Origin of the sequence: Oerskovia jenensis, from assembly GCF_016907235.1 — a bacterium.
GTDB classification, from domain to species: Bacteria; Actinomycetota; Actinomycetes; order Actinomycetales; family Cellulomonadaceae; genus Oerskovia; species Oerskovia jenensis.
Genome location: NZ_JAFBBO010000001.1, coordinates 2,393,421 through 2,417,062 on the forward strand (window position 1 = coordinate 2,393,421; position 23,642 = coordinate 2,417,062).

Sequence of the window (23,642 nt, forward strand, 5' to 3'; positions counted from 1 at the left end):
GTCGGGGCGGGACCGCGTGCTGCGGTCCCGCCCCGAACACTCATCGCGACGACCTCAGGTCAGCGCTGCTTGAATGCCGGGACGCCGGGGGTGTCCGGCCCTGGGAGGCCCTTGGGCACCAAGCGCACCTCGACGGCCTCGAGCCGGTAGAAGTACCCGGCCGACCCCGACGGCGCGCCATTCTTGGCCCAACCGAGCCAACCCAGATCCTGCGCATGCGTGCGGTAGTAGATGTCGTACCGCTGCGCCATCTGCCCCGTCAGCTCGATCTTGAACGCCTCGACCTGCAACGCCCGACCCGTCGTGCCGACGACCTCACCTTCCGTGGCGAACGGCTGCCACCCGATGTCCTGAACATGCGCAGACGCACGCACCCCACCCGGAACCACCGGACCCTCCAGACGGAACTTCAACGCCTCCACCCGCAGACGCTGCGCTGTCGTCCCGGCCTGCTGACCACCGGAGACCTCACCCTGCCACCCGATGTTCTCCACATGAGCCTGAAGACGCAGCTGCGCATTCGGATCCTGGCCACGCTCGTACGACGCCGGCATCCCGTTGCCCGCCGGAGGCTCCTGCCCCACCTTGCGCACGAACGTCACCTCGACAGCCTCGATCGCCGCCCCGTACCCGACCGTGCCCGCGACCTCACCGTTCTTCGCCCAGCCCAACCAACCGACCCCACCCACATGAGCCCGGTAGTACACGTCGTAGAACTCCGCATTCATACCGGAGAACTCCACCCGGAACGCCTCCAACGGCTGCACACCCGCCGGATCCCCGATATCGGACCACCCACCAGGGACCGGTGCCAGCCACCCCTGCTCCCGGACATGAGCACTGAAAGACAGGGTGTTCGTCCACCCATACCCCGTGGGATCCACCTTCCAGGCGCGCAGACCTCGAAGCTCACGCCCCTTCCCCGTCGTGCCGACCGAGGTGATGCCCCGCCCGTCAACCCCCGTCTCCGCGGCCCAACCACCCTGCACCTTGGCCTGCAGGCGGATGCTCGGATCCTCGACCGGCTCGAGCACGACCTCCTCCGAGGTGATCGTGACGTCGTCGTACCCGGGCCGGTGTGCGGTCGCCTCAACCGTGACCGCCCGCCCTTCGAACCACGGCGGAGCGACGAAGGTCTGCTCCACCTCTCCCTCGATCGCCTGACCGTCGACGAGCCACTGGTACGTGTGATGCGTAGGAAGAGGGGCGGTGGGGGTCAACAACGTCGCCCAGAGTGCTTCACGGGGCGTCGTGCCGCCCGTGATCCCCACCTCCCCGGGCGACAGCGTGCAGTCCGCCCCGCACACGACCGCCTCGGTCGTCCACGGCGTGTCACCAGGGATCGTGACGTACTCGATCGTGACAGGCACGTTCCCCGAGCCCAGCACCGCACGGTCCAGCTCGACCTGATGGGAGGCCTCTGTGACGGCGACACGTGCGAGCGTGCGCTCCCCGCGCCGGACCGAGATCTCACCCATCGGCGCACCCCGCAGGTCGTCGCTCAGGGTGAGGGTGACCGGCACCGTGGCCGACGAGGCCCCGACGACAGGCAGGCTCCACGTCAGAGCCGGCGGAGTGGGCGCCCCACCCGACGCTCCCGCCACGTGGACGGGATATTCCCGGTACGGACCGAACAGCCCTGTCCGGTCGACCCATCGGACATAGATCGTGGTTGGCCCGGCGGCTCGTGGCACGAACGGGATTACTTGTGGGCCTCCGGTCACGGGGATCGTCGTCACGTCCGTGCGCGAGCCGATCCCCATCTCGAGGGCGACGATGTCCTCCTCCGTGGGTGCGCGCACGAGGAAGGCTCCCGGGACGCCCACTCCACCACGCTCTTGGCCGTAGACGTAGACCGCTTCCCTGCCCAGCGCCGGGACGAACGCAGGCCCGTCCTGCGGTACGAGCCGTACGGTGAGCGTGCACTCGAGGGGCTCCCCGACGGCGCTCGCGTCGTCGACGTCCGTCATCCACGTTCGCAGGGTGTAGGTCGCGCCGTCCGACAGCGCCTTTCTCGGCACGTCTACGCCCAGCCGCAGGTAGTCCACGACCATCGACCTGTGGGCGAACGCGACGGTGTCATCGCGGTCACGTAGCTCGATGTGTCCCATGGTCACCGGCCTGCCTGGCTGGACGACACGGGCTCCGATGCTCATCCACTGCGCGACATCCACCGTGACGCCCTCAGCCCCACAGGTCTTGCTGCCGACCATGAGGTCGGTGGGCGTGACCTTCGCGTCGACGGAGGCGCTCTGAGGCGCGACGTCCGATGGAGGAGCCGCCGGGGACTCCGTGGGCTGGAGAGGATCACCGGACGGCGTGGCGCTCTCCGCGGACGGCGTCGGAACCTGCGTCGGAACCGGCGTCGGAACCGCGCCTGGTTCGGGCGCCTCGGCGGCCGGTTCGACCGACGTCCCTGTCGCGCCGGGGTCGCTCTCCACGGCCGCCACGGCCACCGACCCGCTCGCCACGAGCGCGAAAGCCACGGTCGCCGCGACGGCCACGCTCAACACCCCTGACCTGCGACGAGATGCCGCCGACCGATTCGTCGAAACGAGAGTCCTCTTCATCATTCTCCTGTTGAGCGGCGCCACGAATCGGCGGAATCGACGGGGAATCCTGACCACTGCAACCCATCGGTAGCAGCGACCTGGCCCGGGGCGGGCCGACTCACGCGGTCCCGCCCCGGGCTAGGTCGCGGAGGTCAGGTCAGCGTTGCTTGAACGCCACGACGCCGGGTTCGTCCGGTCCCCACCACCCCTTGGGCACAAGCCGTACCTCTACCGCCTCGAGCCGGTAGGCGTAGCCCGCCGACCCCGACGGCGCACCGTTCTTGGCCCACCCGAGCCACCCCAGCTCCTGGGCGTGCGTGCGGTAGTAGATGTCGTACCGCTGCGCCATCTGCCCCGTCAGCTCGATCTTGAACGCCTCGACCTGCAACGCCCGACCCGTCGTGCCGACGATCTCGCCCGCTTCGACGAACGGCTGCCACCCGATGTCCTGCACGTGAGCAGACGCCCGAATCCCACCGAGAGCGGCCGGATCCGCCAGACGGAACTTCAACGCCTCCACCCGCAGAGCCTGGCCCGTCGTCCCGGCTGCCTGCCAACCCTCGACCTCGCGCTGCCACCCGAGGTTCTCCACATGGGCCTGAAAACGCACCTTCTTGTTCGGATCGTCGAACGACGCGGGCATCCCGTTGCCCGCCGGCGGCTCTTGCCCCACCTTGCGCACGAACTTCACCTCGACCGCTTCGATCGCAGCCTCATACGAAGGAGCGCCGGCAATCTCTCCGTTCTTCGCCCAACCCAACCAGCCGATCCTGGCCACATGAGCCCGGTAGTACACGTCGTAGAACTCGGCGGTCTGCCCCTTGACCCCGAACATGATCGCAGTCAACGGCTGCTCGCCTGCTGGATTCAGGTGCGCCGGACCGTGGTACTGGCCTACCGCTGGGCCCTTACGCACGTACCCGGACACCCACACGTCATGAGCCCCTGCTGGGTTAACCCCCGGCCAGACGCGCAGTCCCCGCAGTTCGCGCCCCTGCCCCGTGGTCCCTGCCATGGTTGTGCCCGACGCGTCCGCACCTGCCACCGGGGCCAGTCCGTCCGGCCCCTGGGCTTGAAGAGTGATCTTCAGGTCCTCGGCGAGGCCGAGCACCAGTTGCGGCGCAGTTGCCGTGCTGTCGGCGTACCCCTGACGGCTGGCAGTCACCTCGACAGTGACCGTCCGCCCCTCGAACCACGGCGGAGGGGTGTACCCCAGGTAGGTCTCGCCCGCGATCGGAACACCGTCGACGAACCACTGGTAGGAGTGCTTCTCTGGCAGCGGAGTCGCGTCAGAGACGACGGCCGCCTGAAGTTGCTGACCGGCCTTCGTCCCCCTGATCTCGACGGAGATCGGCGTGAACACGCAGTCGTTTCCGCACACGACCGCCTCGGTCGTCCACGGCGTGTCACCCGGGACTGCGACGTACTCGAGCGTGACCGGCACGTTCCCCGACCCCAGGACCGCGCGGTCGAGAACGACCGTGTGGATCGTGTCGGCGACGGCGAAGCGTGCGAGCTCGGCCGATCCGAGGAGCACCCGAACCTGTCCGATCTTGGTCGGAAGGCGGAACGTCCCGATCTCGAGGCCGACCCCCGACTCCCCGGGACTCGCGGTGGGCAACCACCAGCTGAGAGCAGGCAGTACCGGCCTCGGCTCGCCTCCGGCGACCTCGATCCTGTACTGACCATGAGTCCCCGTCTGCCCGGTGGCGTCGACCCATCGTGTGTACAGCAGCTGTCGTCCGGGAACTTCCGGGACGAAGGGCACGAGCATCTCGCCCTCGGTGACAGGATGCGACGTCCAAGGACCGCTCTCCCCGAGCCGGATCTCGTACGCGACGACGTCCGTCTCGGTCGGCGGAGCGAGCCGGAACATCCCCTGCACACCAGGGCCGCCTCGTTCCTCGTGCTGGACGTAGACGGCGTCGTACCCCAGCACCGGGCTCAGTACCGGACTGGACGTCGGCGCGACGTTCTCGACCGGGGCCGATGCCGGAGCCGGAGCTGGCGCCGGCGGAGCCGCCGGAGCCGCCGGAGCCTGAGCCGGGCTGCTCTCGGGCGCCGGCAGCGTCGGGTCCGGCGTCGGGTCCGCAGCCGGCGTCGGCGCCGGCGTCTCGATCGGCGCCGGAGTCTCGATCGGTGCCGGGGTCTCGATCGGCGCCGGCGCCTCCACCCCGCTCGCGCCCGGATCGCTCTTCACCGCGGCCACGGCCACCGGTCCGCTCGCCAGGAGCGCGATGGTCACCACCGCGGCGACGGCTCCGCTCAGCCCCCCTGACCTGCGACGAGATGTCGCCGCCCCCCTCATCGGAACAACGGTCCTCTTCATGCACTCTCCAGTTGAGCCGCGCCGCTAATCGGCGAATCGGAGCGAAGCATACTGATCCGCACGGTCCGCGAACAGTCGTTCTGGGGCACCCGTACATATTTCGCCCGCTCGCGCCACCGTGAGGCATGCGAGGGGGCGCCAGCACGGGCTGGCACGAGGAGGGGACCTTCGTCACGATCCCCGCGTCGGAGGTCCCGGACGCCCGTTTTCCGCGGTTTCGGGGCCTAACCTGAGGGAGACGGCCAGGAAGAGCTGGCCGCACCCGTTGCTCTGGAGGGCATCATGCGTACCGTCGTCGTCACCGGAACCGCCTCGGGCATCGGCAAGGCCCTCAAGGGCATGCTGGAGGCCGACGGCCACCGCGTCATCGGTGTCGACCTGCGCGACGCCGACGTCACGGTCGACCTCACGACCGACGCCGGCCGCGCCGGGCTCGTCGAGCAGGTCACTGCGCTCAGCGGCGGCACGATCGACGCGATCGTCGCCAACGCGGGCCTGTCGAACGGCAGCCCGGCGACCCTCGCGGTCAACTACTTCGGCGCCCTCGCGACCCTCGAGGGCCTGCGCCCGCTGCTCGCCGGCTCGGACGCCCCGCGCGCGGCCGTGACCTGTTCCATGGCGAGCCTCCTGCCCGTCGACGACCAGCTCGTCGAGCTGACCCTCGCGGGCGACGAGGCCGCCGCGCTGGCCCGCGCCGCCGAGCTCGCCGCGGCCGGGACGGGAGACATCATCTACGGCAGCAGCAAGGCCGCCGTCGCGCACTGGCTGCGCCGCGTCGCCCCCACCGCCGACTGGGCCGGGGCCGGCATCCCCCTCAACGCGATCGGCCCGGGCATCGTCCAGACCGGCATGACCGCCGAGATGCTCGCGACCGAGGAGTCGACCAAGGCCGTCGAGTCCCACGTCCCCATGCCGCTCGGCGGGATCATGGGCCCCGAGGTCCCCGCGAACCTCCTGCGTTTCCTCGTCTCCCCGGAGAACAGCCACATGTGCGGGCAGGTCGTCTTCGTCGACGGCGGTTCCGACGTGGTCATCCGGGGCGACAAGGTCTGGTGACCTGACCGGCTCACCTCGAGAAGGCGGCCCGACGGCGTCACGCGCGTGACGCCGTCGGGCCGCCTTCTGCGTGTCCGAGCGGGGCAGCACGCCGCGCGCGAGGATGGACGGATGCACCTGTCCGCAGAGCTCGGAGACCTCACGACCGTCGACGTCGACGTGATCGTCAACGCCGCGAACTCCTCGCTGCTCGGAGGCGGCGGGGTGGACGGTGCGATCCACGCCGCGGCCGGGCCCCGGCTGCTCGACGCGTGCCGCGAGCTGCGGCGGACGACGTTGCCGGACGGGCTCCCCGTCGGCGAGGCGGTCGCCACGCCGGGCTTCGACCTGCCGGCGCGGTGGGTCGTCCACACGGTCGGGCCGGACCGGCACCGGGGACAGACGGACCCCGCGCTGCTCGCCTCGTGCTTCACGCGCTCGCTCGACGTCGCCGCGGACCTCGGTGCGACGTCTGTCGCGTTCCCCGCAGTGAGCGCGGGCGTCTACGGCTGGGACGGAGACGAGGTCGCGCGCGTCGCGGTGGCGGCGGTCCGCGCGTGGGGCGACCGCGGGGACCGGGGCGTGGCGGACGTGCGCTTCGTGCTGTTCGGCGAACGGTTGCTGGACGCGTTCGAGAGGGCTCTCGCCCAGGACTGACGTGCCCGTCCCGTTCACACGGCGTCACGTTCTCCCAGAGCGTGGACACCCCCTTGCCCGGGCCGCCGGTGACCGCCACCCTGACGGCCATGCAGATCTTCCGTACGTCGCAGGTGTGTCCGTAGGGCGACGACGCCGCGCAGCCCTGCGCCGGTCGTGGTGTTCGGGTCGGCTGCGGTGTTCAACCTCGTCGTGGGGCTCGCGCTCGCGAGCGTCCTGTTCGCGAACCTGGAGATCTGAGCCGGCGCGCGCTCTGCCGCAGGTGCCGCTGGTGCGGCTGCTGCCGCTGGGGAAAGGCCCGTCGCGACTCTCGCGGCGGGCCTTTACCAACTTGTGATTTTCGAAGTATCAGATACTTGCTTTCTTTCCTCTTGTGGCCGTTGCTAGCGTCGACGGTGATTTATCTGATACTCGGAGTTGCATCAAGGTGATGGGCACTCCGGAGTCAGACCGGCAACGACGCCGGCCACGAGAGGACCCTCGCACATGACGAACCACGCCTTCCCGCGCCCTTCGCGCGCGCACTCAGCCCTGACCATCGGCGCCCTGGCCGTGCTGGCGCTCGCCGTCGTCGCGCTCGTCGCCTACCTCCTGATCTTCAACGGCAAGGTCGCCGACGGCGCCACGCGCCTCGACGACGGAGCCACCCGTCTCGAAGCGGGCGCGGCCGAGCTCGCCGACGGCGCGACCCGCGCCGAAGAGGGCGCAGGCAAGCTCGCCGACGGCTCGAAGGACCTCGAGGACGGCGCCAAGAAGCTCTCGACCGGCGCGACGCAGGCCTCGACCGGCGCGACCCAGCTCGCGGACGGCAGCGTGACCGCCCTCGACGGCGCGGCACAGCTTGCCGCAGGGGCCGACGAGCTCAACGCCGGAGCGGCCAAGCTCGCGCCGGGGGCCGCTGAGGCCTCGACCGGGGCGAACAAGCTGGCCGCGGGGGCACAGACCCTCACCGGCAGGCTCTCCGCCGAGCTGGCACCGGGCGCCACGATGCTCTCCGACGGCGCAGCCCGGGCTCTCGCTGGATCACAGAAGCTCACCGCAGGCCTCAACGACGAGCTCGCTCCCGGCGCCGTCAGGGCCCTCGCCGGGTCACAGAAGCTCACCACGGGCCTCAACGACAAGCTCGCTCCGGGTGCCGCCAGGGTGGCCGACGGCGCCGCCCAGATCCACGCCGGATCCGGCGACCTCAGTGGGAAGCTCACGAGCGAGCTGGCCCCGGGCGCGGCGGACCTCGCGGTGGGGGCGTCGACCGTCTCGACCGGCGCGGCCGGAGCCGCCGCGAGCAGCGCCTCCCTGGCCACCGGCGCCCGCGGGGTCTCCGACGGCGCAACCGCACTTGCCACTGGCTCCGCCGCTGTGTCAGCCGGCGCCTCCCAGCTCCACGACGGAGCGAGCACGTTGTCCGCCGGGCTGGATCAGGCGGCGGCATCGGCGAAGTCGTTGAAGGACGGATCGGCGGATGTCGCGGCAGGTGCCGCGGGCGTGGAGTCCGGTGCCGCGGACCTTGCCACCAGTCTTGCCGCTGTGGCGGCCACGGTGCCGACCGACTCCCCCTTGAAGGCCCAGCTCGATCGGCTCGCAGGTGCCGCCGGTGAGCTCTCCGCGGGCGCATCGTCTCTCGAGTCCGGGGCAAAGAAGGTCGCCGATGGAAACGCCCAGCTCCACACGGGACTCACCGGGGAGAAGGGGCTCGTGAACGGCGCCCGGTCGCTGGCTGCGGGTTCCGCCGCGCTCACGACCGGGAGTGCGGACCTCGACAAGGGGACCCAGTCCCTGCAGACGGGAGCGAAGCAGGTCTCCGACGGCGCTGCGCAGCTCTCCTTCGGGCTGGGCGATCTCTCGCGCGGTGCTGCACAGGTCAAGGCCGGGTCGCAGCGCGTCGCCACGGGCGCTGAGGCAGCCGCCACCGGCGCGACCACCCTGAACACCAAGCTCGGCGAGCTCGCCCCCGGCGCCGCCGAGGTCGCCACCGGCACGAAGGACGCAGCCACCGGCGCCACCGACCTCAACAACGGCCTCGGCCGCCTCACCCCCGGCCTCCAGACGGCCGCGACCGGTGCCACCGACCTCAACACCGGTCTCGGCGTGCTCGCCCCCGGCGCAGCGAAGGTGTCGGCCGGCGCGCTGGCGGCGGCAGACGGTTCGGGAACCCTCTCGACGGGCGCCAAGGACCTCGCCGCAGGCAACGCCAAGCTCGCCACGGGCGCGCGCGATCTGTTCGCGGGCACCACGAAGCTCGAGACCGGGTCGCTCAGCCTCCACACGGGCATCAACGCCCTGTCGAGCGGTGCGACGACGCTCGCAGCCGGCAACGCCGCGCTCGCCGAGGGGGCGGGCACCCTGCACGCGGGCACGACGACCCTCGCGGACGGTGCGGGCGAGCTCGCGAAGGGCAGCTCCACGCTGGCCGACGGGGCGGGCACGCTCGCCGACGGCACGGTCGAGATCTCGGACGGTACGACCAAGATGAAGTCGGACGTCGAGAACAGCCCGGCCGGCAAGCTCTCGCTCGGCATGTCGGCGATCGCGGGCGGGAGCCTGCTCGCCGGAGTCGTCGGGGTCGGACTGGGGTTGCGCCGCCGGCTCACCATCTGACCGGCTGACCTGCGCGATCCCGCGCGGCGCCTCACAGTCGACGGTGACGCCGCGCTCTTCGAGGGTGGCGGGGCCGCGTCCATGACCTGGACGCGGCTCCCGCCGCCCTCGCTCTGTGTCCACCCCGGGAGCCCGCAAAGTTGCCCACCTGACACCTACTTGCCAACCAGGAAAGTAGGTGCTTCGATGGACACCATGAGCAACGACGCACCCTCCCTCGCCGCCCCCACCCCCCGGGAGGCCACTGCCGCACTCGACCTCGCAACCCGGAGCACCGCGGCGACAGCGGGCATCGGGCACCGCTGGGTCCAGAGCCTGCTCCTCGCCTGGGCCGCCATGACGATCACCGTCGTACTGCTCGTCGGCCTCGGGGGCGTTCCGGGGATCGTCGTCGGCTCCCTGATCGGCCCGCTCTTCGCCGGCACGGTCGCGATCTGGGCCGCCCGCCAGGGCATCCGGGCGCGCAGCCTGAACGGCCGCTACCTGCTCGCCGTCCTCCTCTGGGCCGTCCTCTACGGCGCGGCGCTCACCCTCGGCCTGCCCGGGCAGGCAGGCAACCTGGGCTACTGGCTCCCCGCCGCACTGGCTACCGCACTCCCGATGCTCGTCGCCGCCCTGTGGCCTCGTCGCGAGGAGCAGGTGCGATGACCGAGACGCACCCCCGCCACCGGCTCGACGACGTCATCCACTCCCCCGTCCGGCTCTCGGTCGTCGCGGCGCTCGCCGGGGTCGAGAAGGCCGACTTCAGGTCGTTGCGCGACGCGATCGAGGTGTCCGACTCGACGCTCTCCAAGCAGCTCACGGTGCTCGAGGACGCAGGCTACGTCGAGATCACCAAGGACCGCGTGGGCCGACGCCCGCGGACGTGGGCAGCGCTCACGCCTGCCGGGCGCGCCGCGCTCACCGCACACCTCCAGGCGTTGCGTGCGATCGCCGAGCAGCAGCTCCCGACGGTCACCGACGCCTGATCCACAGGGCTGTGGACATCCCCAGGACCCGGGGATGCGAGCCGTGCACAGGCACTCCGGCGGGCCGCGAACACACAGGGCGACCGCGCCGCACACCACGCGTGGGTGCCGTGCGGAAGAGTGGGCGCCATGACCACGACCGAGGCCACCGGCCAGCACGTCCCCGACCCCACGGCACCGCTCGCCGCGCCGGCCGACTCGCCCGTCTCTCCCCCCGCGGGCGCCCGCTGCTTCGGCGACGGCGACCCGCTCTACGAGGCGTACCACGACACCGAGTGGGGGGTCCCCGTCCACGGGGACGAGGCGCTGTTCGAGCGGCTGGCGCTCGAGGCCTTCCAGTCGGGCCTCGCGTGGATCACCGTGCTGCGCAAGCGCCCCGCGTTCCGTGAGGCGTTCGCCGGCTTCGACCCGGAGGTCGTCGCGCAGTTCTCCGAGGAGGACGTCGAGCGCCTGCTCCAGGACGCCTCGATCATCCGCAACCGGATGAAGATCGAGGCCACGATCTCCAACGCGCGTGCCCTGCTCGCGCTGCACGAGCAGGGCAGGACGCTCGACGAGCTCGTCTGGTCGTTCGCCCCGGGGGGTTCACGCGCGCCCGACGGCGGCACTCCCCTCGATCGCCCACGTCCCGCGACCTTCGCGGACCTCGCGGCCAGCACCCCCGAGTCGGTCGCCCTGGCCAAGGCCCTCAAGAAGGAGGGTTTCCGCTTCATCGGCCCGACGACGGCCTACGCGGCGATGCAGGCGTGCGGGCTCGTGGACGACCACCTGGCGACGTGCCCGGTCGTGACCGGCGAGCCTTTGCTATAGCAGAACGGTTCCATCTTCTGAGACGGGATGCGATCATGAGGACCATGTCCTCGTACGTCAGCGTCCTCGACCTCTTCTCGGTCGGCATCGGACCCTCGAGCTCCCACACCGTCGGCCCCATGCGCGCAGCGACGACCTTCGCGCGCCTGCTCGACGAGCAAGGGACGCTCGACCAGGTCACCGCGGTCAAGGTCGTGCTGTGCGGCTCGCTCGGTGCGACGGGGATCGGCCACGGGACGCCGGACGCGGTCGTCGCGGGCCTGCGCGGGCTCGACCCGGAGACGTGCGACCCCGACGACGTCCCGGGGAGCTGGGAGCGCCTGGGCGACGGCCACGAGGTCCGGCTGCTCGGCCGCCGGGTCGTGACCATGGCGACCGCCGACGTCCGCCTCGCACCGCTCACCCGGTTGCCCGGCCACCCCAACGGCATGCGGTTCACGGCCTTCGACGTCGACGGTGGCGTCGTCGCGGAGCAGGTGTACTACTCGGTCGGCGGCGGATTCGTCCTCACGGAGCAGGAGCTCGAGGCCGCCGCCGCGAACGAGGAGGCTCAGCACGCGGCCGAGCTCGCGGGCGCACCGATCGACCCCGCGACCGAGCCCTCGGACGTCCCACACCCGTTCGCCAACGCGGCCGAGCTCCTCGCGTCCTGCACGCTCGAAGGGCGCAGCATCGCCGAGACCGCGTGGGAGAACGAGGTGTCGCTGCGCCCGGCCGCGGAGGTCGGGGCGGGGCTCGACCGGATCTGGCGCACCATGAGCGAGTGCGTGGACGCGGGCCTCGACCGCCGCGGCATGCTCCCGGGGAGGCTCAAGGTCCGCCGTCGGGCGCGGGCCCAGCGCGAGAAGCTCGAGGCCGCGGAGGCCGACGGCGCCTCCGACCTGTCGATCGAGTGGCTCCAGGCGTACGCCATGGCGGTCAACGAGGAGAACGCCGACGCACGCCGCGTCGTCACTGCCCCCACCAACGGTGCGGCCGGGATCATCCCGGCCGTCGGTCGGCACTTCCTGCGCATCCACCCGGACCTCTCGGCCGACGAGGAGGCCACGCGCCAGGCCATGCGCACCTACCTGCTCACCGCAGGCGCGATCGGCGCGCTGTACAAGCGCAACGCCTCGATCTCCGGCGCGGAGGCCGGGTGCCAGGGGGAGGTCGGCTCGGCGTGCTCCATGGCCGCGGGCGCCATCTGCGCGATGCTCGGCGGCACCCCGGCCCAGGTCGAGAACGCCGCGGAGATCGCGATGGAGCACAACCTCGGCCTCACGTGCGACCCGGTGGGCGGGCTCGTCCAGGTCCCGTGCATCGAGCGGAACGCGATCGCGGCCTGTACCGCGGTCTCGGCCGCCAAGCTCGCCCTCCAGGGCGACGGCGCGCACGTCGTCTCGCTCGACACCGTGATCGAGACCATGCGCCAGACGGGCCTCGACATGTCGACCAAGTACAAGGAGACGTCGACGGGCGGCCTCGCGGTCAACGTCATCGAGTGCTGAAAGCGGTCGACGTCGTCGAGTGCCGACGAGCGGTCCGGGTCATCGAGTGCTGACGAGCGGTCCGTCCCACCGCGACCTGACACAGCCGACCGTGCCCTGGTCCCCAGGAGCGGCGCGGTCCGACGGCTGACATGATGGCGAGATGTCCGGCTCGTCCCCCGAGGCAGCTCGTGCCGCATCGAGACCACGCGTCGCGCTGCGCGCCGTCGTCGCGCCCCTGACGTCCGGGGCCACGGTCAGGGCGGGAGTGTTCCTGGTCGTCGGAGGGCTCGTCGCCGGAGCGTACGGGCTGCTGATCGAGGGGTTCGCGCAGATGTTCGCGGACCCGCGGACCGCGACCCCCACGACCGCGGCCCTCGCCGTCGTGGCGACGACGCTCGCCGTGGCGCCGCCCTTCCTCGCCCCGGTCCGGACCGTCGAGGTGCTCGCGGCGCGCACGCTGCTCGACGTCGACGTCCAGACCCCGTCGGACCGACCCCGCCCCGCGGCTCGGTGGCGGGGTGCGGCGTGGTTCGCTCTCCATCTCGTGCTCGGTCTGGTCGTGGTCGTCTCGCTGCTGGTCGTCGTCCCGCTCGTGCTCGACCTCCTGCTCTCGGTGGTCGGCACGCGGTCCGCCGTCGAACCCGGTTGGCTGCCCGCGTGGCTCGCGCACCCGCCCGTGCGTCTCCTGCTCGCGGTCCTCGTCGTCGTCGCCCTGCCCTACGTCGTGGTCGGGGCACGGGCGGTGCTGCGCTCGGCGGCGCCGGTGCTGCTGGGCCCCGACCAGAGCGAGCGGATCGCCGAGCTCGAGGCACAGACTGCACGTCTGGTCGCACGCAACCGCCTCGCGCAGGACGTGCACGACGGGGTGGGCCACGCCCTGACGATCACCGTGCTGCAGGCTGCGGCCGCGGCGCGGACCGTGGAGTCCGACCCTGTGGCCACCCGCCGTTCGCTCGCAGCCATCGAGGAGACGGGTCGACACGCCATGGCCGAGCTGGACGACCTGCTGCGGCGTCTTCGCAGCCCCGGGTCGGTCCCTCTGCCGGAGCGCGAGACGTCACTCGAGGACGACGACCTCACGACCCTCGTCGAACGCGCCCGACAGGCGGGGGCGGACGTCACGCTGGACCTCGTGGGGGACGTGGGGCGGGCGCCGGACGAGGTGGTCCGCGAGGTCTACCGGGTGGCCCAGGAGTCCCTCACCAACGCGCTGCGGCACGCTCCGGGGGCTCCGGTCGCGGTCCGGGTCGTGCGCTCCACCGACTTCGGCATCGAGGTCCGGAACCCGTTGCCGCCCGGGCCGCGGGTGGCGGAGGAGCGGCGTGGTCACGGCCTGGCCGGCATGCGTGAGCGCGTGACGGCTCTCGGCGGCACGCTCGTCGCGGGGCCCGACGGCGGAGCGTGGGTCGTGCGCGCGTCGTGGCCCGTCGTGGCGGACGAGCCGGGGACGCGGGGGACGAGCTCGTGAGCCCGGGCGGGCTGCCCGCGGCCGAGGGACCCGACGTGGTGCGCGTCCTGGTCGTCGACGACGAGCCGCTCGTGCGGGCCGGGCTGCGCGTGATCCTCGGCGCCGAGCCCGACATCGAGGTGGTCGGGGAAGCCGCGGACGGTACCGAGGTGCCGGGGGCCGTCGCGGCGACCCGACCCGACGTCGTGCTCCTCGACGTCCGCATGCCGCGGGTCGACGGGATCGCTGCGACCCGGGCGATCGTCGCCCGCGACCCCGCTCCCCGGGTCCTGGTCATGACGACCTTCGAGCACGACGACCACGTCCTCGACGCGCTACGTGCCGGCGCTCACGGCTTCCTCCTCAAACGGGCGCGCCCGCAGGACCTGGCCCAGGCGGTGCGCGTCGTGGCGCTCGGGGAGTCGCTGCTCTTCCCCGACGCGGTCCGCCGGCTCGCGACTGCGCACCCCGCTCGCGGGGACGCCCTGCGCTCGGCCCGGCTCTCCGAGCGCGAGGGCGAGGTCCTGCGGCTCATGGCCACCGGGAGGTCCAACCAGGAGATCGCGAACGAGCTGTTCCTCGGGGTGGAGACCGTCCGCACCCACGTGGGAAACCTGCTGGGCAAGCTCGGGGTCCGCGACCGGACGCAGGCCGTGGTCGCGGCCTACGAGTCGGGGTTCGTCCGCCCCGCCCTCTAGCCGGTGGCGCTCCCCCGCACGGGGGACCCCGCTCACCGTCGCGGGTGATCCGTGCCCGGCCACGGACGGCAAGCCTGGGGGGACAGCTCGCCGGAGACAGCCGGCGACCCTCCCCGAGGAGAGACCGTGGAAGACATCGACATGACGGGCGGCACGGCGACCACCGCTCGACCGGGTACCCGGGCCCCCCAGGTGGACCGTCCCTCCGAGGGCACCGGGGCGTCGCGCACCCCGCACGACGGGCGCCGGGCGGTGCCACCGCGGTGGCCGCGCTGGGTCCCTCGGGTGACGATCGCGTGGTGGACCGCCGGGGCACTCACGGCCCTCGTCGCCGTCCTCACGGGGCGGAACCTGCCCGTCGGGGCGTCGACACCGGACGCTGCGGGGACGATCGTCGACTCCGTCCCGAGCAGCAGCCTGACCGCGGTCCTCGCGACTCTCGGACTGGTCGGGGCAGCGCACGCGACCTGGATGACGACTCGCGCCGACCGGCCGACGACGCGCCGGGTACGCGCTGCAGCAGTCATGGTCTCCGGGCTCGCCGCGGCCGCCGGCATCGTGTTCACCGACACCAGCCTTCTCGCCCGGATGGGGTACCTCCCGGTGGTCCTCGTCCGGGCCCCGTTCGATCCAGCGCTCGCAGGGGCCGCGGACCAGTACGTCGCGCCGGCGTTCCTGCTCCAGCTCGGCGTGCTCGGCGCCCTGGTCCTCCTCGCGGTCACGACCGCGCTCTTCGTCCGGCGCAGCAGCGGGGCGTGCGAGGTCTGCGGACGCCTGGACCCTCCGGCCGACCACCACGCACCGGCACCGGCCGGGGAGACCCGGGCGGCGCCGTCGGGCCTCGTGGCCTGGGGTCGGCCTGCCGTGGTCGTCGCAGCGATCATCCCGTCCCTGTATGCCGTCACCCGGTTGATCTGGGTCCTGGGGTATCCGCTCGGGCTCGATCCCGAGATGTACGCGCAGGACGCGGGCGAGCTGGTCGCCCCCGCCGTGGGGCTCTCGCTCTTCGCCCTGGTCGGTGCCGTGCTGACTCTCGGCCTCGTGCAACGGTGGGGTGAGGTCTTCCCTCGCTGGATCCCAGGCCTTGCCGGACGACGGGTCCCGGTCGCGCTCGCGGTCGTTCCCGCCTCGGTCGTCACGGTCGCGATCCTTCCGGCCGGCCTCTCGATGATCAAGGGTCTGCTGGAGATGTCCCCGTCAGAGGTCGTCGGCAACTGGGCTGCGTTCGGTCCTGGTGTGCTCTGGCCCCTGTGGAGCGTGGCACTCGGGGTCGCGACGGCCGCGTACGCGACCCGGCGCCGCGGCACGTGCCGCGTCTGCGGCCGCACGTCCTGACCAGCGGTTTCTTCCCGTTCAGCCGATGAACCTCGCGTCCTTGTGCCAAGGTGGGAGACCAGCACCTTCGACGAGCGGATCCCATGCACCAGACGCACCTCCCGTCCCCGATTCCTCCGGCCCAGCGGCTGCACCTCTCGGCACGGCTCGAGGACCGCATCCGCGCAGCGGCGGTGCGGTTCCTACGGGCCCGGGGCTGGACCCCGCGCATCGAGGCGTACGTCGGCTACGGCAACGAGGGGTCGGTGCGCGTGCTGGCGCGGGTCCTGCTGAGCCGCCCGCACCGCCGGACGGACCTGGTGTGGAACCGGCGCGGCTGGCGCAACTACCTCACGGTCTCGGCGCCGGGCGAGGTGGTCCGCGCGTCGGTCACGCGGACCGACGACGCGGGCAAGGAGGAACGACTGGTGACGGACCTGCCCGCCGACCGCGACGGGTACGTGGACGGGATGCTGGACGTCGCGCTCTCCCCGGGGTGGCACGACGTCCAGCTCGCCACGGCGAGCGGAGCGGTCGCGACGGCGCGGGTCTTCGTGGTCGGGCCGGGGCGGCGCCTGGGCGTCATCAGCGACATCGACGACACGGTCATGATCACCATGGTCCCCAGCCTGCTGCGCGCGGTGTGGAACACGTTCGGGCTGCACGCGAGCGAGCGGCGCCCGGTGCCCGGCATGGCCGACCTGTACCAGGGCATCGCCTCTGTACATCCGGACGCACCCTTCGTGTACCTGTCCAACGGGGCGTGGAACTCCGCGGGGAACCTGGAGCGCTTCCTCGACCGCAACGGCTTCCCGCCCGGGGCTCTCCTCCTGACCGACTGGGGTCCCACCGCGACGGGCTGGTTCCGCAGCGGGCAGGAGCACAAGGGCAACGCGATCGACCGGCTCGTGCGCGAGCTGCCCGACGTCGGCTGGCTGCTGCTCGGCGACGACGGCCAGCACGACCCCGAGATCTACGACGCGGCCGCGACACGCCATCCGACGCACGTCGCCGCGATCGGCATCCGCCAGCTCAGCCCCGCGCAGAAGATCCTCGCCCACGAACCTCCCGCGCCGTCGTCGGGCAGGAACGGCGGGACCTTCCTCGGCACGGTGGCCGCGCCGGGCACGCGCCGCACCCGGCGCCCGGCGCACGGCGTCCCCACGGCAGGCGGGCCCGACGGCGGAGCGCTCGCTCGCGCGCTCGGGCGCGCCCTGCGCTGAGCCCGGCCGGGACGGGGCTCGGGACGTCCGGGATGCCCCGTCCGTCACGAGATGTTTCGCTGGAGGCATGACCGACGACAAGGAGCGACCAGGCCCAGCAGGCGACCGGGACCCCACGGAACCGATCAGGCCCACCTTCCCGGCGCCGGGCGGCATCACCGGGGGGAGCGTCCCACCCGCCGAACCCATCCCGAACGCAGCGGACCCGTTCTCCGCCACGGGAGCCTCGACGCCGCCCGGCGGACCCGGCGAGCCGCCGCCCGGAGGCCCGACCGAGCCCCCGGGCAACCGCGCCTGGTGGTGGGCGCTGGGCGGGCTGGTGCTCCTCGCGATCGTGGCGGTCGGCATCTGGCTCGCGACCCGTGGCGACGCGGACGGCGACGCCGCCGCCTCGCCCGCCCCGACGCCGTCGGCCACCGTGACCTCGCCGAGCCCCTCCGAGCCGACCCCCGAGCCGACGACCACCACGGCCCCGCCCTCCGCGGGCTGTCCCGCGACCGAGGCGGGTACCCCCGCGGGCGCGGGCACGCACCAGATCCTCGACGTCGACGGTGACGGACGCCCCGACACCGCCTGGCTGACCGGGGGCGCCGACCGGACGTTCGGCATCACCACGGCGTCCGGGGCGACGTTCTCCGCTCCCGTGACCTCGGCGAGCCCCGTCCCGGCGAGCGCGATCGTCAACCTCGTCGCGGCGGGCGACGGCGAGGCGCCGATCGCGCTCGTCGACCTGGGACGCGAGGTCCTGCTGTTCTCCGTCGCGGACTGCGCCGTGACCGTGACGCAGAACGCCCAGGGCCAGCCGTACACGTTCGACAAGGGGTTCAGCGGCTTCGGGACGGGGGTCGGCTGCACTGCCGTGGACGGCGTGCTGCGCCTGGCCGGACTGAACGCGACCTCGGCCGACGGCTCGACCTACACCGTCGAGCGGACGTTCGTCGACCTCGACGCGGACGCGCGGAACGCCACGAACGGTCAGGCGGAGACCGTCGCCGAGAGCGCTGCGGCGACCGACCCCGTCGTCGTCACCGCGCAGGAGACGAGCTGCGGCGACCTCGTCGCGGGCGGCTCGGACCCGGGCGGCCCGGTCGAGCCGCAGGGCTGAGAACGGCCGAGAACGGCCGAGAACGTGCTGGGGGCCGTCATCCGGTGGATGACGGCCCCCAGCACGTTCTCGACAGCCGGCCTGCGCCGCGCAGCGCGTGGCGCGTGGCGCGTGGCGAGTGGCGCGCGCCGCTCAGGCCTGCGGGGACAGGGCCGCGATCATCGGGTCGTCCTTCTCGATCATGCCCATCTTCGCCGCACCACCCGGCGACCCCAGATCATCGAAGAACTCCACGTTCGCCCGGTAGTAGTCGCTCCACTCCGAGGGCACGTCGTCCTCGTAGTAGATCGCCTCCACCGGACACACAGGCTCGCACGCACCACAGTCCACGCACTCGTCCGGATGGATGTACAACGACCGCTTGCCCTCGTAGATGCAGTCCACCGGACACTCCTCGATGCACGCCTTGTCCTTCACGTCCACACAAGGCTGAGCGATCACATAGGTCACGGCGGACCACCTTTCTGGAGGGTTCTGGCTGCCCGCAGGAAGGCCCCGGCAGCGTCGCGCAAGGTGCGCGCCGCAGTGCCGGGGCCTTTCCCGTTCACGCGGGTCTCGTCGTACCGGGCGCGCGGCGCCCGGCACCGGTCACGAGGGTCAGGCGGGGATGATGAGGCCTTCGCCCTGGGTGCGGGCGCGTGCGAGGCGTGCGTCGGCGTCGGCCCAGTTGACGAGGTTCCACCAGGCGGTGACGTAGTCGGCGCGCACGTTCTGGTAGTCGAGGTAGTAGGCGTGCTCCCAGACGTCGAGCAGGACGATCGGGACCAGGCCCAGGGCGATGTTGCCCTGCTGGTCGTAGAGCTGGACGATGATGAGCTTCTTGCCGAGGGTGTCCCAGGCGAGGATGGCCCAGCCCGAGCCCTGGACGCCTGCGGCGACGGCGGCGAAGTGCTTCTTGAACTTCTCGAACGAGCCGAAGTCCTCGGCGATGGCTGCGGCGATGTCGCCGGTGGGCTCGCCGCCGCCCTCGGGGGAGAGGTTGGTCCAGAACGCGGAGTGGTTGACGTGGCCGCCGAGGTTGAACGCGAGGTTCTTCTCGTGGAGGTTGACCGCGGCGAGGTCGCCCGAGTCGCGGGCCTCGGCGAGCTTGTCGAGCGCGGTGTTGGCGCCGGTCACGTAGGCCTGGTGGTGCTTGGAGTGGTGCAGCTCCATGATGCGGCCGGAGATGTGGGGCTCGAGTGCGCCGTAGTCGTACGACAGCTCGGGAAGGGTGTAGACAGCCATGGTGAGTCCTCTCGATCGGTGTCGGTCACGCTAGGACCTCAACCGTGGTTGAGGTCAAGTCGGACGCCCTCGGGGCGCGGCGGTGACGGGCGGACCCGTCGTGGCGCGATCCCTGGGCCACGTGACCCTCCCCCGAGCACATCACGACCGCGCAGGTCCTGCACGTCCTTCTCACGAGCGGGAGGCTCGAGGCGCCGAACCCGAGGCCGGTCGAGCCGGCCCGTCCTGCTGCCTGGCGAACCTCGGGTTCGCCGGCCGGCAGGCCGACCGGTGGTCAGCTCGCGCGCTGCTGCCCGCTCATCGCGTGGATCGAGTCCATGACCTGCTCGGTGAGCTCACGGCGCGCCTGCGCGGGCTTGCCCGACGTGATCTGGCGTGCAGGCTCGATGGGAGCCCCGAACTCGACCGTCACACGGTGGATGCGCGGGATCCGCGACCCCACGGGTTGGACCTTGTCGGTGCCCTTGATCGCGACGGGCACGATCGGGGCGTGGCCGGCGAGCGCGAGCCACGCGACGCCCGTGTGTCCCTTGTGGAGCTTGCCGTCGCGCGACCGCGTCCCCTCGGGGTAGATCCCGAACGCTCCACCACGGTTGAGCACCTCGAGCGCGTCCTCGAGCGAGCGCTGCCCGGCGCGCGGGTCGTCGCGCTGCACGGGGATGTGGCCGAGAGTCGTGAAGAACCAGCGGGAGATGCGGCCCTTGAGCCCCGTGCCCGTGAAGTACTCGGCCTTGGCGAGGAACGTGACGTGGCGCGGAGCGACGATGGGGATCAGGAGCGAGTCCACGAACGACAGGTGGTTGCTCGCCAGGATGACGGGCCCGCGGCGAGGGATGTTGTTGAGTCCGGTCACCCGTGGCCTCAGCAGCGTGAAGGCCAGGAGCGACAGGATCAGCTTCAGCACCCGGTACGTCATCCGTACATTGTGCACCGACGTGCAGCCGGGCCCGACGGCGGGGCCCCGGTCTACGCGCACGACCCTGCGGAAGAGCCCAGTTCGCCGGGGAGAACCCAGGCCCGTGCACGGATGTTCACGCACGGTGGTTCGTTGCGCACGGCCTCTGCGACCGTGCGGGCCGTCGCCCGGCCCGCCTGTCACGAGACCGGCTCACCCGAAGCGCAGGATCCGCGGCCCGTCGACCGCGAGGAGCCTCCCGCCGACCGCGACGAAGCCGTAGGGGTCGACGGTGAGCGGCTCCTCCCATCGCGTGCTGCCGTCGGCCAGGTCGATCGAGGACCATCGCGCCCCGGAACCCGGCTGCGTCCCCAGCACGACGGTCAGCGACCCGTGTCCCGCGAAGACCGCGGACACGTCGCTGCTCGACGACCCGCCGCGCTCCGAGGCCCGCCACGTCCACAGCTCCTCACCCGTGACGTTGTCGATCGCCACGGCCCCGGGGAAGGTGGCGACGACGGTCATGTCCCGTGTCGTGAGCAGGACCTGCGCGGTGTACCGCGGGAAGGCCCAGACCTCGTGCCCGTCCTCGGCGAGGGCGGCGAGCCCGGAGCCCGGCCGGACGAACAGCAGAGGTGGCGCGGTGCCGTCCGTGGCGAGCGGCTCGAGGACCTCGCTCACGCCGCGCAGGAGCACCTCGCCCTCCGCGTCCAGGACGTCCGCCCCCACCCCGTCGCTCGCCGTCCTGGTGAACCGGCCGTCGGCCAGGCCCTCGACGTACGCGTCGTCCCCGGACGACAGCACGTCTCCCCCCGGAGAGAACGTGGCACCCACCCGGCATCCCCCGACCGAGATCGCGCCCGCCAGGTCGTAGAAGTACACGGACTCCCGGTCGTCGACCATCGCGCCGTTCCAGGAGGTCTCGCAGGTCCCGTCGCCCCCGGTGTCCTCGACCGGGACGAGGTGCGTCCAGCGCACGTCTCCGGTGCGCGCGTCCTCGACGGTGACGACGAGCCCCCGGTCCTCCCGGATCGCCCTCACGACGTCGCCGTCCGTGAGCACCTCCGCGTGGCCGCGGGAGACGTCGAGCGCCCGCTCGGAGAGCGTCCTGCCGTCCAGCCCGAGCACGGAGACCGTCGTCGGCGGCCTGGTGGGGTGCGACGGCACGAGCTCTTCCAGGCTCCCGCCGCTGAGGCACGTGATGGTCGACAGGGCTGCGGCCTCGCCGGAGCGCGCGACGAAGGCGCCGCAACGGCTCCGTCCGAGGTCCGCCCGCCGCCAGACCTCCTCTCCCGACGTCAGGTCGTGGGCGACCAGCTCTCCGTCGCCCGCCACCAGGAGGCGGTCGCCGGCCAGCCTCGTCCAGGCCTCGCCGGTGTCGATGCTCCAGACCTCGTCGGGCGGCTGCGTCAGCCCGACGACCCCGCCAGGAGCGGCCCGCAACAACGCCTCTGCCTGTCGAGTGCGGACGACGTCGACGAGGGTCAGGCCGCCGAGCACGAGCACCAGCCCGGCCGCGACGCCCCCGACGAGCAGGCGCCGCCGCTTCCGGACCCCGGGCGCGATGAGCCCGCCCCCAGGGTCCGAACCGTCGCGAACCGGATCCGCCGCCACCTGCTCGTCCGGGGCGCCGGGGGCGGCGTCCGCTGCCGGTCGCGCCACGTCGTCGGGCAGGGATGTGCCGTGGTCTCCCAGGCGGTCGCCGGGCAGGCCCGGTGTCCCCTGCCTCGGTCCCCGCTGGTCGTCGACGTCGTCCAGGTCGTCGACCGCATCGAAGGCGATCTGGCGGGGTTGCTCTCGTCGGCGAAAGGGCACGCCCGGAGCCTAGCGGCCGGGCGTGCCCTCACGGGACGGAGGTTCAGCGCGTCGCGACCGACACGAGGTAGTCGTCGGCGTCGTCGTCCCAGCGCAGGTCGATCGCGCCCGCGGTCTGCGCGGCCTTGCAGAACTGGAGGAAGCTGCGGTAGCCGAGCGCCTTCTCGCTGAAGTCGGGGCGCTTCTTGCGGAGCTGGTTCTTGAGGCCGGACAGGGGCACCGAGTCGCCCTGCTCGCCCACGACCGTGCGCAGCAGCGCGAAGTCGTCCCCGGCGTGCCCGCGCTCGGGCAGCGAGACCTCGGGGTCGCCCGTCGCGGGGCCCGCGCTGAGCTGTACGACGCCGCGCTCCTCGAGGTAGCGCAGGAACTCGCCGAAGTTGCGGAAGCCGTAGTCGGCCTCGCTGAAGGTGGGGTCCTTGCGGAGCAGCGTGCGCTTGAGCGTCGAGGCGACGACGGCCCCGCTCGACGAGCTCGACAGGTCCGCGAGGGTCTGCGCGACGAGGACCGCGAGGTCCTCGTCCTCGGAGGCCGAGGAGGCCCCGTGCCCGACGGCGGACTCGAGCTCGGCCTCGACGTCCAGCGGGACGGAGGTCGGCTCGGGCGCGCTCTCGGCGGTCGGTGCCGTGGCGTCGGCGGCCGGGGGCGGGGTCACGGCCTCGGGCGCAGGAACGGCTGCGGCCTTGCCCGAGGAGCCCGAGGAGCCCGTGGAGCGGCCGTACGACTTGCGGGTCCCGCTCCGGTTCGAGCTGTTCGAGGAGCGCTTGCGCTCGACGGGCTCGTCCGGGATCTCGACGCCCTCGAGGCGGTCGTAGAAGAGGAACTCGTCGCACGCCGCCGGCAGCAGCTTGGACGTCGAGTTCTCGACGCCGATCCCGATGACGCGCTTGTTGAGCTCACGCAGCTTGTGCACGAGGGGGGAGAAGTCGCTGTCGCCCGTACACATGACGAAGGTAGAGATGTACTCACGCTCGAAGGCCATCTCGATCGCGTCGACGACCATCTTGATGTCGGCCGCGTTCTTGCGCGAGGCCCCCATGCGCTGGGGCATCTCGATGAGCTCGACCTGGTGACGGGTCAGGGAGCGGCGGTCCTCGTCGAAGTACGACCAGTCGGCGTAGGCACGGCGGACGACGACACGGCCGCGCGCGGCCAACGCGTCGGCGATCGGCTTGAAGTCGAAGGTCATCCCGCCCAGGTGGTCGCGCGCGCCCAGCGCGAGGTTGTCGTAGTCGAGGAAGACGGCCAGACGTTCTTCGGTGTCCATATCCGCCAGGGTATTGCCCGCGTCGTCCGAACGCCCATCCGCCGCGGCGACCAGCCCGTATGTCACAGGCCGCTGGGCGGGAGACGGGCGTAGGTTGTAAGGACACCGGTCGGCCCGACGAAGGGTCCGCCGGGGCGCGCGCACACCGCGAGACGAGTCGACTCCCCGACGCCAGACCCTTCCGTCTCACGCTTCGAGCAGATACTGGCTCGCATCATGGATTCCCCCTACGATCGTCA

At 72.1% G+C, this 23,642-nt stretch carries 19 protein-coding genes; 12 read left to right on the forward strand and 7 right to left on the reverse strand.

Annotated features, from left to right (window positions below; genetic code table 11):
* Nucleotides 1–59: 59 nt before the first annotated feature.
* On the reverse strand, nucleotides 60–2,513 hold the full coding sequence (locus JOD49_RS10730) for a hypothetical protein (protein WP_205307182.1): 2,454 nt from the start codon (nucleotides 2,511–2,513) through the stop codon (nucleotides 60–62).
* 196 nt (nucleotides 2,514–2,709) lie between these two features.
* Nucleotides 2,710–4,800 carry a hypothetical protein gene (locus JOD49_RS20745; RefSeq protein WP_205307183.1) on the reverse strand — a complete coding sequence of 697 codons (2,091 nt, stop codon included), beginning with the start codon at nucleotides 4,798–4,800 and terminating at the stop codon, nucleotides 2,710–2,712.
* 363 nt (nucleotides 4,801–5,163) lie between these two features.
* On the opposite strand from JOD49_RS20745, the gene JOD49_RS10740 reads away from it, so the two are divergent.
* The 12 genes from JOD49_RS10740 (at nucleotide 5,164) to JOD49_RS10795 (ending at nucleotide 18,205) form a co-directional block, all read left to right on the forward strand.
* Nucleotides 5,164–5,937, forward strand: coding sequence for an SDR family oxidoreductase (locus tag JOD49_RS10740; protein ID WP_205307184.1), 774 nt, complete (start codon nucleotides 5,164–5,166; stop codon nucleotides 5,935–5,937).
* A 111-nt stretch (nucleotides 5,938–6,048) separates the two neighbouring features.
* A complete protein-coding gene (locus JOD49_RS10745) occupies nucleotides 6,049–6,573 on the forward strand; it encodes an O-acetyl-ADP-ribose deacetylase (RefSeq protein WP_205307185.1) in 525 nt (174 codons plus the stop codon).
* A 486-nt stretch (nucleotides 6,574–7,059) separates the two neighbouring features.
* On the forward strand, nucleotides 7,060–9,168 hold the full coding sequence (locus tag JOD49_RS10750) for a YhgE/Pip domain-containing protein (protein ID WP_205307186.1): 2,109 nt from the start codon (nucleotides 7,060–7,062) through the stop codon (nucleotides 9,166–9,168).
* A gap of 195 nt (nucleotides 9,169–9,363) precedes the next feature.
* Nucleotides 9,364–9,816 carry a hypothetical protein gene (locus JOD49_RS10755; protein WP_205307187.1) on the forward strand — a complete coding sequence of 151 codons (453 nt, stop codon included), beginning with the start codon at nucleotides 9,364–9,366 and terminating at the stop codon, nucleotides 9,814–9,816.
* On the forward strand, nucleotides 9,813–10,136 hold the full coding sequence (locus JOD49_RS10760; RefSeq protein ID WP_205307188.1) for a winged helix-turn-helix domain-containing protein: 324 nt from the start codon (nucleotides 9,813–9,815) through the stop codon (nucleotides 10,134–10,136). Before JOD49_RS10755 ends, JOD49_RS10760 begins: the two co-directional genes overlap by 4 nt.
* 129 nt (nucleotides 10,137–10,265) lie before the next feature.
* The gene (locus tag JOD49_RS10765) at nucleotides 10,266–10,946 is read left to right on the forward strand and encodes a DNA-3-methyladenine glycosylase I (RefSeq protein ID WP_205307189.1); all 681 of its coding nucleotides are present in this window, start codon (nucleotides 10,266–10,268) and stop codon (nucleotides 10,944–10,946) included.
* A gap of 44 nt (nucleotides 10,947–10,990) precedes the next feature.
* Complete coding sequence (locus tag JOD49_RS10770) at nucleotides 10,991–12,436, forward strand: L-serine ammonia-lyase (RefSeq protein WP_205307190.1); 1,446 nt, start codon at nucleotides 10,991–10,993, stop codon at nucleotides 12,434–12,436.
* Between the two features lie 142 nt (nucleotides 12,437–12,578).
* A complete protein-coding gene (locus JOD49_RS10775; RefSeq protein WP_205307191.1) occupies nucleotides 12,579–13,886 on the forward strand; it encodes a sensor histidine kinase in 1,308 nt (435 codons plus the stop codon).
* Nucleotides 13,883–14,563 carry a response regulator gene (locus JOD49_RS10780; RefSeq protein WP_307822495.1) on the forward strand — a complete coding sequence of 227 codons (681 nt, stop codon included), beginning with the start codon at nucleotides 13,883–13,885 and terminating at the stop codon, nucleotides 14,561–14,563. The genes JOD49_RS10775 and JOD49_RS10780 overlap by 4 nt, the downstream gene beginning before the upstream one ends.
* 126 nt (nucleotides 14,564–14,689) lie before the next feature.
* On the forward strand, nucleotides 14,690–15,898 hold the full coding sequence (locus tag JOD49_RS10785) for a hypothetical protein (protein WP_205307192.1): 1,209 nt from the start codon (nucleotides 14,690–14,692) through the stop codon (nucleotides 15,896–15,898).
* 83 nt (nucleotides 15,899–15,981) lie between these two features.
* Nucleotides 15,982–17,100 carry an App1 family protein phosphatidate phosphatase gene (locus tag JOD49_RS10790; protein WP_205307193.1) on the forward strand — a complete coding sequence of 373 codons (1,119 nt, stop codon included), beginning with the start codon at nucleotides 15,982–15,984 and terminating at the stop codon, nucleotides 17,098–17,100.
* 67 nt (nucleotides 17,101–17,167) lie between these two features.
* Nucleotides 17,168–18,205: a hypothetical protein gene (locus JOD49_RS10795; RefSeq protein WP_205307194.1), complete on the forward strand. Its 1,038-nt coding sequence runs from the start codon at nucleotides 17,168–17,170 to the stop codon at nucleotides 18,203–18,205.
* 132 nt (nucleotides 18,206–18,337) lie between these two features.
* On the opposite strand, the gene fdxA is transcribed toward JOD49_RS10795, so the two are convergent.
* From fdxA to JOD49_RS10820, 5 genes are all read right to left on the reverse strand, one after another.
* Entirely contained in the window at nucleotides 18,338–18,655 is a 318-nt protein-coding gene (gene fdxA / locus JOD49_RS10800) for a ferredoxin (protein ID WP_205307195.1), read from the reverse strand.
* A gap of 147 nt (nucleotides 18,656–18,802) precedes the next feature.
* Nucleotides 18,803–19,429 (reverse strand): superoxide dismutase, encoded by a 627-nt coding sequence (locus JOD49_RS10805; protein ID WP_205305465.1) that lies wholly within the window; start codon nucleotides 19,427–19,429, stop codon nucleotides 18,803–18,805.
* 274 nt (nucleotides 19,430–19,703) lie between these two features.
* Entirely contained in the window at nucleotides 19,704–20,345 is a 642-nt protein-coding gene (locus tag JOD49_RS10810; protein WP_205307196.1) for a lysophospholipid acyltransferase family protein, read from the reverse strand.
* Nucleotides 20,346–20,537: 192 nt separating this feature from the next.
* Nucleotides 20,538–22,139 (reverse strand): outer membrane protein assembly factor BamB family protein, encoded by a 1,602-nt coding sequence (locus JOD49_RS20750; RefSeq protein ID WP_205307197.1) that lies wholly within the window; start codon nucleotides 22,137–22,139, stop codon nucleotides 20,538–20,540.
* 43 nt (nucleotides 22,140–22,182) lie between these two features.
* Nucleotides 22,183–23,403: an NYN domain-containing protein gene (locus JOD49_RS10820; protein WP_205307198.1), complete on the reverse strand. Its 1,221-nt coding sequence runs from the start codon at nucleotides 23,401–23,403 to the stop codon at nucleotides 22,183–22,185.
* Nucleotides 23,404–23,642 lie beyond the last annotated feature (239 nt).

Excerpts from the sequence above, each read along its gene's own strand:
- JOD49_RS10740 (WP_205307184.1), top strand. The coding sequence starts at position 5,164 with ATGCGTACCGTCGTCGTCACCGGAACCGCCTCGGGCATCGGCAAGGCC.
- JOD49_RS10745 (WP_205307185.1), top strand. The coding sequence starts at position 6,049 with ATGCACCTGTCCGCAGAGCTCGGAGACCTCACGACCGTCGACGTCGAC.
- JOD49_RS10750 (WP_205307186.1), top strand. The coding sequence starts at position 7,060 with ATGACGAACCACGCCTTCCCGCGCCCTTCGCGCGCGCACTCAGCCCTG.
- JOD49_RS10755 (WP_205307187.1), top strand. The coding sequence starts at position 9,364 with ATGAGCAACGACGCACCCTCCCTCGCCGCCCCCACCCCCCGGGAGGCC.
- JOD49_RS10760 (WP_205307188.1), top strand. The coding sequence starts at position 9,813 with ATGACCGAGACGCACCCCCGCCACCGGCTCGACGACGTCATCCACTCC.
- JOD49_RS10765 (WP_205307189.1), top strand. The coding sequence starts at position 10,266 with ATGACCACGACCGAGGCCACCGGCCAGCACGTCCCCGACCCCACGGCA.
- JOD49_RS10770 (WP_205307190.1), top strand. The coding sequence starts at position 10,991 with ATGTCCTCGTACGTCAGCGTCCTCGACCTCTTCTCGGTCGGCATCGGA.
- JOD49_RS10775 (WP_205307191.1), top strand. The coding sequence starts at position 12,579 with ATGTCCGGCTCGTCCCCCGAGGCAGCTCGTGCCGCATCGAGACCACGC.
- JOD49_RS10790 (WP_205307193.1), top strand. The coding sequence starts at position 15,982 with ATGCACCAGACGCACCTCCCGTCCCCGATTCCTCCGGCCCAGCGGCTG.
- JOD49_RS10795 (WP_205307194.1), top strand. The coding sequence starts at position 17,168 with ATGACCGACGACAAGGAGCGACCAGGCCCAGCAGGCGACCGGGACCCC.
- JOD49_RS10805 (WP_205305465.1), bottom strand. The coding sequence starts at position 19,429 with ATGGCTGTCTACACCCTTCCCGAGCTGTCGTACGACTACGGCGCACTC.
- JOD49_RS10810 (WP_205307196.1), bottom strand. The coding sequence starts at position 20,345 with ATGACGTACCGGGTGCTGAAGCTGATCCTGTCGCTCCTGGCCTTCACG.
- JOD49_RS10820 (WP_205307198.1), bottom strand. The coding sequence starts at position 23,403 with ATGGACACCGAAGAACGTCTGGCCGTCTTCCTCGACTACGACAACCTC.